10 protein-coding genes, 3 tRNA genes and 1 riboswitch are annotated in these 14,836 nt (G+C 39.6%); of the genes, 3 read left to right on the top strand and 10 right to left on the bottom strand.

The genetic code is table 11. The features are described from left to right. A riboswitch (SAM riboswitch) is annotated at positions 1–104 on the bottom strand. A gap of 83 nt (positions 105–187) precedes the next feature. From AC1Q59_RS00295 to AC1Q59_RS00280, 4 genes are all read right to left on the bottom strand, one after another. Next, positions 188–1,156: a bile acid:sodium symporter family protein gene (locus tag AC1Q59_RS00295; RefSeq protein WP_492363764.1), complete on the bottom strand. Its 969-nt coding sequence runs from the start codon at positions 1,154–1,156 to the stop codon at positions 188–190. 444 nt (positions 1,157–1,600) lie between these two features. Then, a tRNA-Gly gene (locus tag AC1Q59_RS00290) sits at positions 1,601–1,671 on the bottom strand. Positions 1,672–1,682: 11 nt separating this feature from the next. Next, positions 1,683–1,775, bottom strand: a tRNA-Ser gene (locus tag AC1Q59_RS00285). 8 nt (positions 1,776–1,783) lie between these two features. Continuing rightward, positions 1,784–1,856 (bottom strand) — tRNA-Ala (locus tag AC1Q59_RS00280). Between the two features lie 243 nt (positions 1,857–2,099). Here AC1Q59_RS00280 and AC1Q59_RS00275 point away from each other — a divergent pair. Then, complete coding sequence (locus tag AC1Q59_RS00275; protein WP_492363763.1) at positions 2,100–3,362, top strand: MFS transporter; 1,263 nt, start codon at positions 2,100–2,102, stop codon at positions 3,360–3,362. 54 nt (positions 3,363–3,416) lie between these two features. On the opposite strand, the gene AC1Q59_RS00270 is transcribed toward AC1Q59_RS00275, so the two are convergent. The 3 genes from AC1Q59_RS00270 to AC1Q59_RS00260 form a co-directional block, all read right to left on the bottom strand. After that, entirely contained in the window at positions 3,417–5,192 is a 1,776-nt protein-coding gene (locus tag AC1Q59_RS00270) for a hydantoinase B/oxoprolinase family protein (RefSeq protein ID WP_492363762.1), read from the bottom strand. A gap of 16 nt (positions 5,193–5,208) precedes the next feature. Beyond that, entirely contained in the window at positions 5,209–7,332 is a 2,124-nt protein-coding gene (locus AC1Q59_RS00265; protein ID WP_492363761.1) for a hydantoinase/oxoprolinase family protein, read from the bottom strand. 81 nt (positions 7,333–7,413) lie between these two features. Beyond that, a complete protein-coding gene (locus AC1Q59_RS00260) occupies positions 7,414–8,298 on the bottom strand; it encodes a carbon-nitrogen hydrolase family protein (RefSeq protein WP_492363760.1) in 885 nt (294 codons plus the stop codon). A 247-nt stretch (positions 8,299–8,545) separates the two neighbouring features. Here AC1Q59_RS00260 and AC1Q59_RS00255 point away from each other — a divergent pair, with 247 nt between their 5' ends. Continuing rightward, positions 8,546–10,285 carry a sigma-54 interaction domain-containing protein gene (locus tag AC1Q59_RS00255; RefSeq protein WP_492363759.1) on the top strand — a complete coding sequence of 580 codons (1,740 nt, stop codon included), beginning with the start codon at positions 8,546–8,548 and terminating at the stop codon, positions 10,283–10,285. Positions 10,286–10,353: 68 nt separating this feature from the next. Further along, complete coding sequence (locus tag AC1Q59_RS00250) at positions 10,354–11,316, top strand: bile acid:sodium symporter family protein (protein ID WP_492363758.1); 963 nt, start codon at positions 10,354–10,356, stop codon at positions 11,314–11,316. 21 nt (positions 11,317–11,337) lie between these two features. On the opposite strand, the gene AC1Q59_RS00245 is transcribed toward AC1Q59_RS00250, so the two are convergent. The 3 genes from AC1Q59_RS00245 to AC1Q59_RS00235 all read right to left on the bottom strand — a co-directional run bounded on the left by AC1Q59_RS00245 (position 11,338) and on the right by AC1Q59_RS00235 (position 14,305). After that, positions 11,338–12,507 carry an aminotransferase gene (locus AC1Q59_RS00245; RefSeq protein WP_492363757.1) on the bottom strand — a complete coding sequence of 390 codons (1,170 nt, stop codon included), beginning with the start codon at positions 12,505–12,507 and terminating at the stop codon, positions 11,338–11,340. Beyond that, positions 12,507–13,007: an Lrp/AsnC family transcriptional regulator gene (locus AC1Q59_RS00240; RefSeq protein WP_492363756.1), complete on the bottom strand. Its 501-nt coding sequence runs from the start codon at positions 13,005–13,007 to the stop codon at positions 12,507–12,509. Before AC1Q59_RS00240 ends, AC1Q59_RS00245 begins: the two co-directional genes overlap by 1 nt. A gap of 254 nt (positions 13,008–13,261) precedes the next feature. Next, the gene (locus AC1Q59_RS00235; protein ID WP_492363755.1) at positions 13,262–14,305 is read right to left on the bottom strand and encodes a DUF3231 family protein; all 1,044 of its coding nucleotides are present in this window, start codon (positions 14,303–14,305) and stop codon (positions 13,262–13,264) included. Positions 14,306–14,836: the final 531 nt, after the last annotated feature.

Below are 14,836 nucleotides of genomic sequence, written 5' to 3'. Positions count from 1 at the left end.
CTCTTATCTCTTAGCTTAAAAGCTACTGGAATTGGCACAGTACTTAAATTAAGTCCGCTGCCGAGGCTTCAAAGGGCCAGTCCCTCCACCTCTCTGGATAAGAAAAATTTTTAAATATTAAATTATTAAATATACAATACAACTAAAAAACTCTTTTGTCAACAGATGTTTCAAAAATCTTGCTTAATTACATTGCCTGTTCCCTGCTGTTGTATACCTGTCTATGATAATATCGGTCTAGCACCGCTCCGTACAGCGAAGCGAGCACTTGCTGAAAGAGCATGCCAATAACAACTGGGACTGCGACTGGCGGCGGAAAATACGAAACGGCTAAAACCGCACCGGTACTGATATTTCTCATTCCGCCTGTAAAAGTAATAGTAATGACTGTTTCCTTATCTACACGGCACATTTTTCCGATGATAAAAGCAAATAAATAGCCTGTGAAGGCAATGCAAAAAACAATAATGGTGATCATCACTAATTTTTTATCAATATTTTTCAAATAAGGCGCAACGACTGCTCCGTTGATCATTACGATTGTTGCCATACCAAGCTTTGTAAAGGGCGCAAGCTTTGGGCTTAATACCTTAGCAACCTTCCCCTTTGTTGTATGATTCAATATCATGCCAATGAGGGTTGGGACGACAATCATGCCGATTAGCCCCTTCATAATAGTAAGGGAGTCCATTTCCACACTTGCACCCACTAAGATCGATAGCGTTAACGGTACAATAAATGGTGCGAGAAAGGCATCTATCAGTATTATGGAGAGGGTTAATGGAATATTCCCCCGGTAAATAGATACCCAAATAAAGCTGGAGATCCCTGTTGGAATTGACATAGCTAGGATAATACCAATTATAGTAAGGGAGTCCCCGTTAAAAGTCATGTTGCCGATCCCCCATGCCCAAAGAGGCATAAGGATGTGCAGGACGAAAAAGATTAAGAACATTGGAAATGGGTGCTGCAGCGTATTTTTTAAGGAAGAAAAATTGGAGTTCAAGCTTCCTGAAAAAGTCATAAATGCAAAAATCCACGGTATTAAAAAAGCATAATTATCCATTGTACCAGCAAGCAAAACGCCAATAACTACACTCGTTGGTGTAATTACCGGCATGAGCCGTTCTAGGTACCTGTTAACAGTCACAAGCAATTGGGTTTCACCTCGATGTTTTTGTGTAAAAGAAGATTTTGTGTTTAATTATGTTCTGGTGATCTGGGATGTATTTGAATTAGATCATTTTGCTGAATTTTGAACGAGATTTGTCCTTCATAACATTGATGAAAGACATCTGATCTGGTTTTTTAACGGGGTTTGTTCTTCATAACCCTGATGAAAGACATTTGACTTGGTTTTTAATGGGATTTGTCCTTCATTACCCCGATGATAGACATTTGACTTGGTTTTTTAACGAAATTTGTCCTTCATAGTGATATAAATTCCTATTTTTCTATTTTCTCTGCAAAAGAATAAACACCATTATAAACCCTTTTGTTTATTTTGTCATAATATTATTAAAAATAATTTTCGTGTCCCTAAATTTATGGCAATAAAAAAACTAACCCTTTTATTAAGGATTAGTTCTTCTCGATTTAGAGCGGGTGATGGGAATCGAACCCACGACCACAGCTTGGGAAGCTGTTATTTTACCACTAAACTACACCCGCATATTCAATTCTGGCGGAGGAAGAGGGATTTGAACCCCCGCGCGGTTTGACTCGCCTGTCGGTTTTCGAGACCGATCCCTTCAGCCGGACTTGGGTATTCCTCCAAGTGGAATGGAGCCTAGCGGGATCGAACCGCTGACCTCCTGCGTGCAAAGCAGGCGCTCTCCCAGCTGAGCTAAGGCCCCTTCATTCATATAAATCATTTTTATTGGCTTATAAAATAATTATAGTACTATCTTTTTTCCCACGTCAATATCCGAAAAAATAATTCTATCACAAGCAAACGTTTTCATAGATTAAATCCTTTTTACTCAAGGAAAATGTCTTTGACATATATATACAGATTGACTTTAACGTGGTACAGTTTAATTATCAGAATTTTGTAATAAGATAAGCAAAAAGATTGGATGGGGTTTGGAGGACTAGCTATGTCAAAAAGAAACAGTTCGATTTATTACGGCTGGTATATCGTTGCTTCAGCATCTGTGATTGTTCTGCTTTCGATGGGTTTGCGGATGGGAATTGGTCCTTTCGTCAAACCGATTATGGAGGACTTATCTCTGACAAGGACAGAATTTTCCATTATTATTGCAGTTGGCATGATTCTTTATGGTTTAGGCATGCCGATTGCCGGCCATTTTTTAAAGACGCACACGACTAGATTTGTTCTTCTGAATGGTTTGGCTGTTGTTTGCGGGTCAATGGTCTGGGCGATTTTTTCAACAGGATTTATTTCCTTTCTGCTTTCTTTTGGTGTTTTTCTATCCCTTGGTCTTGCATTTTTAAGCAGCATTACCCTGACGCCAATTATAAGCAAATGGTTTGTGGAAGCACGCGGCAGAGCTCTTTTTTATCTTTCGACCGGGGGTATGGCTGGTATTGCTGTTATGGTGCCAGTTGAGTCGATGCTGCTGGAATGGGTCGGCTGGAAAATGACACTCATTATTTTTGCTGTCGTATTCATCTGCATTGTCCTTCCTTCAGCCATTTTTGTCATGCGTGAAGACGTTCCAGAAGGTGCTGATGGAAAAAATCCGCGAAACAGAAATATTCAGTCCGAAATCCCAGACGGACTAACATGGAAAGAAGCTGTAAAGACAAAGGGGTTCTGGCAGCTGGCTTTTGGTATGTTTGCTTGCGGCTATGGAATGAATCTGATGGGTTCCCACTCAGTCCCGATGTTAATGGACCATGGATTTGGACCGATGACAGCATCGTTTGGTTTTGGGCTAATTGGGATTGTTGCCATTTTTAGTACGCTTTTTTTAGGGACCCTTGCCGATCGCTTTCCACGAAAAAACATCCTATTTTGGATCTATTTGGTTAGAGGGCTCGGGATACTTGGCCTAACTTTCGTGGCAACACCTGCACAGCTCTTTTTTGTAGCTGCGGCGGGAGGATTAGTCTGGGCGGGTTCCGTTTCTTTAACATCGGCAATTCTAGGTGATCTATACGGAATCCGCTTGCTCGGCTTTCTGAACGGATGGGCCTATTTTGGCCACCAGATTGGCGGGGCTATTGGTTCCTTTTTAGGCGGATGGGGCTATGAGACCTTCGGTACTCACACCATCGCTTTTGGTTCTGCAGCTCTGCTGGCTTTAATTGCCGCTGTTGCATCTTACCTTCTTCCAAGAAAAATTACTTTCGGAAAAAAGATTACCATGGTTGATGGACATTCGCTTTCCAAATAAAAAAAACGCCAGGCACAGAATCAAATTTCTGTATTGCCTGGCGTTTTTTTTTGCTTATTGATTCACTTTTTCCATACTTTTTCTAACTCTTGCTGTTTCCTCTACATCAACCTTCAGGTCTTCCGTAATAACAACACCATAATCCTTTCTAGCCTGTTCAATTGCAATATAACCATCTAGGACATCTTCTAAGACTTTATTGACATCCCGGTCTAACGGATCGCCATATCCTGCCGCACAAGGGGTTTTAATTTCTAATTGATCCCCCTTATTGAATTTAAAATTCGTCAGCTTTGCCGGCAGGCTCTTCTCATTTTCCGTACCAGGATTTAATGTTAATGAGCCGGTTAGTCCATCAAGTCCACCATTTACTCCTTTAGGCGGATCAGTATGGCGGTCACCTTCACCTGTGAAAAGACCACCTTCTAAAAACTCCCATGTTCTTACAATACCAATTCCGCCGCGCCATTTACCCGCAACTGCACCTTCTTCACGCAATTCATACCGATTGCATCTCATAGGAAGACGCATTTCCAATTCTTCAATTGGATTATTTCTTGTATTGGCAATAAGATTATCGACGCTATCAAGACCATCTTTCCCATTACGTCCGCCATATGAGCCTTCATTGACTTCAACATATACCCAGTACTCACCAGAATCCGATTTAACCCCAGCGTAAGAGTTGAAATGAACATGCGCAGAGTTTCCGGCGGTTGTCTTTTCTGGGAGCACTTCTGATAAAGCCAGGTTAATTTGGTCTGCTAATCTCTGAACCTGATTAATACGTGCTGTGTTTGCAGCTGGCGGCTTTGGATTCCAAATACTTCCATACGGAGCAATAACTTTAATCGGCTTAAAAATTCCGCTGTTTTGCGGGATAAATACTTCTGAATTCGCTTCATCAAGCAAGATGGCGCGAACGATTGTATAGGTAGCTGGAAGTGTGGAACCGGAATATGGCACATTATAAGCAGTTTCCACCTGCGGCGAGCTTCCAGTCAAATCAACGGTTAAATCGCTTCCCTCAATTTTGACACTCGTTTCAATTCGAAGACGCTTGCCATAATTTCGGCCATCATCATCAAGCCAGCCTGTTGGTGCCTTATAGACTCCATCAGGAATTTTTTCAATTTCTTTTCTCAGCATTTCTTCTGAGTAGTCCATCCAGCGCTGTTCCGCTGCTCTTACAGTTTCTAGCCCGTATCGTTCGATTAATTCAAGATATCGTTTTCTGCCTAATTTTGCAGAAGCAATCAATGCTTCGATATCGCCTTTGTTTTCTTTAGGCGTACGGACATTTTCGAGGACATGCCGCCAAATCTCATCATTCTTAATGCCTTTGCTATAAAGCTTAACAGCATTGTAATGTTTGCCCTCAGCGTAAACATCCACAACGTCTACCATTAATCCAGGAGACATTCCGCCTACATCCAGAACATGCCCAGTGTTCGCAGCATAGGCTACTAATTCACCCTCATGGAAGATTGGAATAATAATAGCCAAGTCAGGTGTATGTGATGCCCCATAATATGGGTTATTGTGCAAAATGATATCGCCATCATGAATGTCGTCGCCTAAGAAATGCTTCACACCGGCAATGTAGCCAGGCAGTGAACCGATATGCATCGGTGTGGAATCACTTTCGCAAAGTTCATTTCCATTTACATCAAATAACCCAGCCCCAAGATCCTCAGATTCGCGGATGATACTTGAGTAAGCCATTCGGTATAGGACAAGAGCCATTTCCTTTGCAATTGAATTAAAGGAACCGGCTATAACACCTAGCGTAACAGGATCAATATTTTCATAGGTTTTCTTCTCTGTCATAGTATTTTCTCCTCCCTTACTCTTTTGTTGATGCAATGTATCTTTCTGCTTTTTCAGCAAATATTTCTTTCATATTGATGACGATATTTCCGTAATGATCAAAAGTCGCTTTGCGATATGGAGGGATCACTGTTGTCGAATCCTTTTGCTGGATAATCGCAGGGCCAACTAATTCTGTGTAAGTTGGAATGTCCTCACGGTTAATAAAAGGTGTTTCAAATTGGCTTAATTGATCATTAATCCAGAAATAAACGGAATGCTTCGCGCATTTTGACAGGTCAAAATCGGTCTTTTGATTAATCTTGGCTTCTGTCTTTTTATCGGCAGTCACTAATCCAATGCCAATCACACGGACATTAATAACTTGAACTTCCTGGTCAGGGAACTGGCTTGCATATTCCTGTTCATGTACTTTGTGGAAGCGCTGAATGACCTCATCAATCCATTCCTGCGTAATTTCACCTTCTGGTGCATCGACGCGCAGCTCGTACCCTTGGCCGGCATACCGGCAATCAAACACACGTTTTAGCTTAATTTGTTCTTTAGATAATCCATCCGCAAGCAATGAATCCATAGACTCTTTTTCTAACTGGCTGATCGCTGATGAGATATGCTGAATGTCTGGATAAGAAAGACTTGCCCAAACGGTAAATACCTTTTCATACGCAATATCTGTTGATAATAATCCCATGGCAGCCGTAATTCCTGGGTATGGCGGTACCACCACATGCGGAATATTTAATTCTTCAGCAATGTCACACGCAAATAATGGACCTGCACCGCCAGCTGCAACAAGGGTAAATTCACGCGGATCATATCCTTTTCTGACACTGTTCATTTCAATCGCATTGACCATATTGTGTGTCATGATTTTTAAAGCTCCAGCTGCAGCTTCTAAAGGAGTCATGTTTAACTTGGAACCAATATGTGTTTCATAAGCTTTTCTGGATAACTCTGGATTAATTTTTAGGTTCCCCGCAAGCTCTCCATCAGCATTGATTCTGCCAAGCAAGACATTTGCATCTGTTGATGTTGGCAAATCTCCGCCTTTTCCATAGCATGCCGGACCAGGATCAGCTCCAGCACTCTTAGGGCCAACACGGAAAATTCCTCCTTCATCAACATAGGCAATCGACCCGCCGCCAGCACCAATCGTATCAATATCGACCATAGGAACCATGGCATTGTATTGCCCTATGCGTGTATCGAGCAAATGTCGCATTCTCATTTTCCCTTGTGGAGCAACACCAATATCTGCTGATGTGCCGCCAATATCCAGTGTAATAACATTTTCAAATCCAGCGTTTCTTGCGGCTGAAATACCGCCAATCAACCCGCCGACAGGCCCTGATAAAAGAAGCCCAATTGGTTTCTCAGCTGCTACTTCTGAAGTTGCAATCCCGCCGTTTGATTGCATAAGATGGAGACTTGTTTCCAGACCTTCTTCTTTAAGATTTTTTTCTAACCTCTTAATATATGAACTGGTTTTTGGCCCAATAAATGCGTTTAATGCTACTGTGCTGAAACGCTCATATTCCCGATATTGAGGCAGGATTTCATTACTAATAGATAAATAGGCTTCCGGATATTCTTCCTGAATAATTTCTTTCACGCGATTTTCATGAACTGGGTTTTTGAAAGAAAATAAGAAGCATACAGCAATGGCTTCAACCTGCTGTTCCTTTAATGTTCTAACTTGCTCTCTTACCTTTTCTTCATCTAATGGCTTAAGTATTTCTCCTTCAGCCGAAATCCTTTCAGGAACAACTAATCGGTTTCTTCTTTTTACAAGGGGATGGCTTTGCCAAGGCAGGTCTTGATACAATGAAAAATTATATGGCCGCTTATGTCGGGCAATGTGCAAAATATCCCTAAATCCCTCTGTAGTAATCATCCCAACATTGGCACCGTTATGCTCGAGAACTATATTGGTAGATACAGTCGTGCCGTGGAAAAATTGTTCAATATCTTTTGGAGTAATTTTTGCCATTTCGCAAATTTCCAATAAACCAGTAATAACCCCTTCTGAAGGATCAGATGGTGTCGAAGGAACCTTATGTACCCAAGACTCCCCTTTTGATTCATTCGTTAATATTAAATCTGTAAATGTACCTCCCACATCAACACCTAATCGAAACATAATAGTCCTCCTTTTATATATTTCTAAATATTAAAAATAAGTAGATGGATAATTTTTAATATTGTGAATACTTAATAGACATTAAGACAAAGGATCTGCAATTTCTTTATACATATTCGGCCTGCGATCCGAAAGAAAGGCATAAACACTCCTCGAATCTTCCAGAACCTCTCTCTCTAAAAGAGCTTCAAGAACCTCCTCCTGATTTCCTTCTGCCTGAGCTAAAATTTTTCCGGAGGGAGAAACAATTTTACTTAACCCCATTCTTTCCCATGTTCCCAGCTCTGGTCCAAGATCATGTGTTCCTCCTCCATTGCATGCAATGATAAAACATTGATTTTCCACTGCTCTTACGGCGGGGAGTTCTCTCCAGAATTGTTCCTTGGATCCCAGTGCACCTATTCCGCCTTTATTGCCGCCCTTCCAGATAGAGGAAGGAAATGCGATGATTTCAGCACCTTTGGAGGCTAGCATTCTAACATGTTCAGGGAACATGCAATCATAGCAAATACATATCCCGATTCTCCCTAGGGGAGTATCAAAGACAGGAATGTCGCTGCCTGGTGTAAAATATAGCTTTTCTAATCCAGGAAAATGAACTTTTCTTGCAATCCCAACAATTCCCTCTGGTCCAATCAATAAGGCTGAATTATATATGTTTCCAATAATATCTGAGCGTTCGGCAATTCCAATAATGATATGTACCTGATGTTCTTTCACTGTTTCTATTATTCTTTGTAAATATGGATCATCAAATGTGATGGCACCATTATCCCAATAGGTCTTTTTTCCATTTGGAATATGCTCATAAAAGTTTGTCAGACTCATTTCAGGAAAGACGATTAACTCATTTCCCCTCCTTGCTAATTCAGAAATTTTTTCTGAAATAAAGCTGGCGTTCTTTTCCTTATCCCACATTGAAAAAGGTGAATGCTGCACAAGCGCCGCTTTTACAGTAGATTTCATGCTTCCTCTCTCTCCATTCTGATTAGTTATTACATTTTTCATAATGCAATTAATGTGCCAACTATAAAAAACTGTCAATATAGCTTATTACCAGCTGAATCCTATGATTTAAAAATCTTATTTTTATTAAAGTTATTCCAAACGTAATCTGCCATGTATGATATCCCTTGAATAATAGGCTTTATACGGTTATCATAATATTCATAATACATATTACATTTGGAATAAATAATATGAGGTGTTATTATTGGCCAAATCCCTGTCTTCTTTTCAGGACATGATTCAGCAAGATTTCTTAAATGCTTTTCAGGTTCCATATGTTTTATACGATTGTGATAAAAATATTCAGTATATGTTTTTAACAGATTCATTAAATGATATAAGTTTAGAAGATCCTGCGATAAAAAAATTGGTGGATGATATTTTTTTAGATGAAAAGTCGATTTCCAAAGTAATCGATACGGGTATTCATGGAATTAAGGTACGTATTCGGGGAAATCCAGTCCTATCATCTGGGAAACTGTTAGGAGTCTTTTTATTCTTTGAAATCCCTGAAATCAATGATTATGAAGAATTACAAAGCCTTGCAACAGATCTGCGAATTATTTTCGAATCCTCCTATGATGTCATCTTTGTTGCAGATGAAAATGGAACAGCGTTGCGAGTAAGTGATTCCTGTGAAAGATTTTGGGGAGTAAAAAAAGAAGAATTTATCGGAAGCAACGTTTTTAAACTTGAGGAGCAAGGTGTTTTTACCCCTTCGGTTACACGAATGGTTTTGGAGCAAAAAAGAAAAATCTCAACAATACAAAAGACCGATAAAAACAGAACTTTATTAGTTGTTGGGACCCCTGTATTTGACAAAAGCGGAAAGGTTAGAAGAATTGTTAATGCCTCAAGGGATATTACAGAAATTGATCAATTACAAAAAGAATTAAATGAAATGAAGGAAATATCTGCAGGGTATCAGCGAGAGATTCAACAACTGAAAGAGCTTAAATCCTCGCCAATTCAATCTAAGCTGGTTTATGAAAGTAAAAAAATGCAGCAGGTTGTTCATCAAATAAAAAAAGTGGCAAGTTATCATTCGAATGTATTAATCTTGGGAGAGTCTGGTGTCGGTAAAGAAATTATCGCTTCAATGATTCATCATTTCAGCTATCGAAATGATCAGCCGTTTGTAAAAATAAACTGCGGGGCCATTCCGGAAAGCCTGTTAGAATCAGAACTTTTTGGTTATGAAAAAGGCACATTTACCGGGGGAAATAAGAATGGGAAGGACGGGCTGTTTTTTGCTGCGAACAATGGTACCATCTTACTGGACGAAGTAACCGAAATGTCCATGCCCTTGCAGGTAAAACTTCTTCGTGTTCTTCAAGAAAGAGAAATTAGACGTGTTGGAAGTGTTAAACCTATTAAAATCGATGTAAGGGTGATCGCATCAACAAACAAAAACATCAAAAAGCTAATAGATGATAAGCAATTTAGAGAAGATCTATATTATCGCTTAAATGTTTTTCCTATCGAAGTTCCTCCATTAAGGGATAGAAAAGAAGATATTCCTGCCATCACAAAACACTTTATAGAACTATTCAACCAGGAGTACAAAACAAATAAATCAATTAGCGCAGAAGCGTTAAGAGACCTAATGAAGTACAAGTGGGAAGGCAATGTAAGAGAGCTGCAGAATATTATTGAACGGGTTTTAATCATGTCCCATGGGGAAGTCATTGAAAAAGACGATGTCCTGGACATTTTATTTAACAAAGATACTGCCTCAGACTCGGGCTTTCATTTTGATATTACCGATGACGTACATTACTATGAAACTCTTCAAGCAATTGAGAGAAAAATTCTTGAGTATTCCTTGGAAAAATATAAGTCAACAGTGGAAATGTCTAAAGCCCTACACGTAAGTCAATCAACGATAAGCAAAAAGTTAAGCAAATTTGGTTTATCATTAAAGAATGCAGATCCTTTAAAATAATCCTATTCAGGTTCTCATTCCGCTCCCCAGCTCGTAAGTATGTAAAAACTAAAAGGAATTGTTGATTAATGATAAAAATAAGTAATTTTCTATCGAAGAACCTTCCCTTGCTAATTATTTTAGTTGGTGCTGGGACATATGTTTCACCGATTTATTGGAAAACAGCTTCATGGGTACCGAGTTTACTTTTAGGAGTAGTTATTTTTTTCACCGGGCTTTCGATGAATATTGATGAAATTAAAGGAATCCGCTCCAAAAGGAAAGAACTCGTCCTGGCTGCTTTGTTAAAGTGGACGATTACAGTATTTGTATCCATTGGCTTGGCTTTTGTATTTTTTCAATCGAATCATGAGATTGCGGCGGGGATTATTTTATCAGGAACGGTACCAAGTGCAACGGCAGCAACCCTATATACGTTTCTGGCGGGAGGAAATACTTCCCTAGTCATTGCCTCATCACTAATTGATGTTGGCATCAGCCCAATTGTTACTCCCCTATCAATGCTTGGACTGTCAGGAAGCAGTATAACGATTTCTTTTTTAGACCTGCTAAAATCATTTCTATTGATTGTTGTTATCCCGATGAGTACAGGACTTGCGGTTAAACAATTTTTCCCGAAAATGGCAGCCCATTCTAAAGATATGACAAGGTTTGGCTCCTCCCTTTCCTTGCTGCTTATCATACATACCATTGTCGGCAATGGCACAGAGGCGATTTCTCAGCATATCAGTTTCATACCTCTGATTATCCTTGCCACATTTATACAGGTCGTCCTGCCAATGTTCGCTGCCTACGTGATTGCTAAAAAATGTTCAGTAGCAAAAGAAGATGCAAGAGCTATTTTGTTTCAAGTCGGGCTATGCAATACAGCACTTGCCGCCATCTTAGCCTTTCAATTTATTAGTGAGCTTGCGGCCATAGCCCCCATAATAAATATGATTATTAATTTGTCAGTTGGATCCTATATCTCCAATCAGTTTTCAGCAAAAGGAAAAATTCAGGCATTGAAAATAGAAACGGGAAGGCACTAAAGAGTTGCCTTCCCGTTTTTCTTAGTTTAATTTATCAATAAATCGTTTGATTCTTTTGATGGCTTCTTGAATTTGCTCTAAAGATGTGGCATATGAGCAGCGGATATGCCCCTCGCCGCTTTCACCAAAAACATTTCCAGGGACTACAGCAACACTTTCTTCTTTTAGTAATCGTTCAGCAAACTGATCAGATGTTAGCCCTGTTGATTCAATAGAAGGAAAAGCATAAAAAGCTCCGCCCGGTGTATGACAGGAAAGTCCAATTTCATTAAAAGACTGGACGATAAAATTGCGGCGTCTGCGATAGCTTTTAACCATGTCTTCCACATCGGAGCGCCCATTTTGCAGGGCATCAATAGCTGCAAATTGAGCCATTGTTGGTGCACACATAATCGCATATTGATGAATTTTTAGCATCGCCTGCGTCAATTCTTCAGGTGCACAGACAAAACCAAGCCTCCAGCCTGTCATCGCAAAGCCCTTGGAAAAACCAGAAATGAGTATGGTTCTTTCTCTCATTCCTTTTATAGCCGCTAAACTGGTATATTTTTCATCATAAACAAGCTCTGCATAAATTTCATCAGCAATGACAAGTAAGTCGTATTTTTCTGCAACTGCTGCCAAATCCTCTAATTCCTTTTTATTAAGCATAGATCCGGTTGGGTTATTTGGTGAACAAAGCATGATAGCCTTTGTTCGAGGTGTAATCACTTCCTCAAGCTGTGACGGAAGGATTTTAAAATCATTTTCCTTTAATGTCTGAACAGTAACAGGAACCCCTCCTGCCAAATCCACCATCGGAGCATAAGATACAAAGCATGGTTCAATCACAATCACTTCATCACCCGGATCAAGGATTGCCCGCATGGCAATGTCGATCGCTTGGCTGGCACCAACAGTGACAATGATTTCTGATTTAGGCGAATAAGCAACGTGAAATTGTCTATTCATGTATGCAGCAATTTCTTCGCGCAGCTCCAATAAACCAGCATTTGCCGAGTAGGATGTATACCCTTGTTCAATGGATGTGATAGCCGCTTCCCTTACAGACCATGGGGTAACAAAATCCGGTTCACCAACACCAAGAGAAATAACCCCTTCCATGCCCGCGGCTAAATCAAAGAACCGGCGAATCCCAGATGGTTTTAATTCTTGTGCTTTTTTTGATAAATAGCTTGTTTTTGTTTTCATTAAGGTGACACCACAATTCGTTTGTCTTCGTCAGATTGTTCAAAAATTGTTCCGTCATGCTTATATTTTTTCAAGATAAAATGAGTTGTAGTAGAAATAACGGTATCAAGTGTTGATAGCTTCTGGGAAACAAAATTTGCAATTTCATTCATGGATTTCCCCTCAATTACGACAGATAAATCATACGTACCAGACATTAAATACACCGAATCTACTTCCTTAAACCGATAGATTCTTTCAGCAATTTCATTAAATCCCACTCCTCTTTGCGGAGTAACTTTCACATCAATCATTGCTGTTACACCAGTGTGATCTTCAACCTTAGACCAATCAATCACAGATATATATTTAACAATAATCTTTTGTTCTTCGAGTTTTTTGATCGCCACTTCTGTTTCTTCTGTGCTTAAGTTCACCATTTTAGCCAGGTCTTCAGTTTGAATCCGGCTATCTTTTTCCAAAATCTCTACAATTTCCAATTCCTTTTCAGAAAGTTTCATGGAAGGACCTCCAGGTTTTTTAAAATAGTTATATTATAGCAAAATTTAATCGGAACACTACTCTTTTTTAGAAACTTTTTTTATAAAAAAACCGGAAAGGTGGCACCATTTCAATAGCTATCATCCGCTAAATGAGCTCATATTATAACCCGGAGATGAAATTGACGGAGCAAAAAGGTATGACGAGAATTTTATATAAAATAAAAAACATGCGCCCTGCCATCTCGGTGAGAAGCGCATGTTTTAAAGTCTGATTAATCTTTGGATGCACGATCAATTGCATGTGGCGGCTCTTCCAGCCAGCCATTATCAACCATAATATTTGCTCCTTCCTGTACGTATACAGCAATATCCATCAGGAAACGAGCATACATGGTGCCAATATCCCTCCTGCCATTTAATGAAATGGCATTGGCATAGGACCTGATTTTCATCGAAAACATATCAATTTTATGCCACATTAGTAATTTATCCGAAAAAGGCGCATACGTAGAGGTCGTGATTAGGTCCCCCAGTAATGATGGTGACGGCAAATTATTTTCATTTAGCTGCTTGGAACAAGCCTCAATATGTTTGCCTGTTATATCTTTCCCTTTCAGCATGAAATTTTTCACTGCTTCTGATTTTGCCACCTGGCTAAATGCCATTAACAAGGTTTTACTTGTTATGTTGTTATCTATATTATCATATAAGTGGGCAATTTCTAGAGCATGAAGCGGCCGGACATCCCCGAAAAAACCTTTAAAATAGCTTTTTTGTTCTACAAATTCGACTTTTTCTGGAATCGGTATGATAGGCGGCTTGTCTAATAAACCTTTTTCAATCATCACTTCATTTACCTGTTCAATCAATTTAATTGTGGAATTCAATGTTTTGATAAAAAATTCGCGAATATCCGCTCTCACTAATATTGGTATGGCAATGGAATAGATGCTCATTCCTGCTTTGCTAGTATATCGTAAATAATGAAGATAAAACTCATCAGCAAATAGTCTTGGAGCCCCCAAGTTTACATCATCATGAGTAAAGCCAATAGGCAAAGGGAACCCTTCCTGCTCCATAAATCCTTTTGTGCTCTTAATAATTTCTTCTGTTAGTTGGAGGGCATTTTGTAAAATCTGTTTAATTTCTTCGTCATCTACATGTGTCAAATAATAGCTCAGCACACACTTTGCCATAGTGTTACCAGTGTATGTAACCCAAAGCTTACCCAATTCAACAGAAGTTAGCTTTTCCTTTGTATGATCTGACTTGCTTGATTGGATTTTTGTTGGTTTTATTGGTTTAATTGGCTCCACATCAAAAAGTCCTTTCTCTAAGATTTCCGAATTATATCAAGGAATTATTTTTTTAATATCACGATTAATATTCCCATTCTTGGCATGTATATTAAAAAATATTGGAATTAATAAAAATGGACTACGAAGAAAGTAAGTAATGGTAAAAGGTGGAATGTTGAGCGCTTGATCGGGCCATAAGTTGCAGGAAATTCGTTTGACTAGCTTGAATGCTTGTTATGTTTTGGACAGTTATAGCTGGAACTTGGTTTTGGAAGGGTGAATTCACCTCTTGTTTGGACTGCACTGGCCGGTAGTTCTCTGTGGATGTCTAAAGTTATACCGACTTCGGACTGCTCCGGCTGGAAATTCTCTGCACCTGTCTAAAGTTGTGCCGTCTTCGGACTGCTCCGGCTAGAAGTTCTCTGCACCTGTCTAAAGTTGTGCCGTCTTCGGACTGCTCCGGCTAGAAGTTCTCTGCACCTGTCTAAAGTTGTACCGCCTTCGGACTGCTCCGGCTAGAAGTTCTCTGCACCTGTCTAAAGTTGTGCC

This window comes from Cytobacillus sp. MT66 (genome assembly GCF_058792595.1).
The sequence above is the reverse complement of the archived record's forward strand: the minus strand, read 5'-3'. Positions and strand labels throughout refer to the sequence as shown.